At 44.4% G+C, this 667-nt stretch carries 2 protein-coding genes; one reads left to right on the top strand and one right to left on the bottom strand.

Going from position 1 to position 667, the window contains the following annotated elements:
• Positions 1-258 (bottom strand): Rid family hydrolase (locus ASC50_RS02790; protein WP_056928663.1); only part of this gene is annotated, 258 nt, incomplete at its 3' end.
• 128 nt (positions 259-386) lie between these two features.
• On the opposite strand from ASC50_RS02790, the gene ASC50_RS02785 reads away from it, so the two are divergent.
• Positions 387-590, top strand: a complete 204-nt coding sequence (locus ASC50_RS02785; protein ID WP_056928662.1) for a hypothetical protein — start codon at positions 387-389, stop codon at positions 588-590.
• Positions 591-667: the final 77 nt, after the last annotated feature.

Raw genomic sequence — 667 nt, 5'->3', positions numbered from 1 at the left:
GGCGAAATCGGCGATGTCTGCCAGAAAGCCGGTTTTTTCCACTACATTTGCCGGCGTCAGACCTGCCTCTGCCAGCACTGCTTTGATGTTTTTGAATGCCTGCTCGGTTTGTTCGACCACGCCGCCGGGCACGAAAGAGCCGGTTGCAGGGTCAAGCCCCAACTGTCCCGAACAAAACACCAGATTGCCTGTTTTAACTGCCTGTGAGTACGGTCCGATTGCCGCCGGCGCATTTTTACTTGAAATAGCTTGCTTCATATTGTCTGTTTTTTTTCATTTTAAGGACACAAAGGTACTACTTTTTTTCATTTTTTTTTCATTTTTTGTTGCTAATAAAAAAAAATGTGTTACCTTTGCGCCGAATTAAAAGCTCAAAAAAAAATTGTATGAAAAAGTTAGTAGTATTCTCGCTTGCACTACTCGCGTTGTGTGGTTGCAATGGAAAAGAAAGTCACCCGACTGTCGCGGTACCTCATCAGGAGTTGCCTCCGCCGACGGTGAATGTTTACATCGAAAATTCAGGCAGTATGGATGGCTATGTAAGGGGGATGACCGATATGGAAAAAGGCGGTCTATGGCTATTTGAGTGACATGAAACTGGCGGATGCTGTGGATACGTTGAATTTGTTCTATATCAACAGCAAAATAATTCGCTATGCTTCCAATG

Source organism: Candidatus Symbiothrix dinenymphae (genome assembly GCF_001431085.1).
The sequence above is the reverse complement of the archived record's forward strand: the minus strand, read 5'-3'. Positions and strand labels throughout refer to the sequence as shown.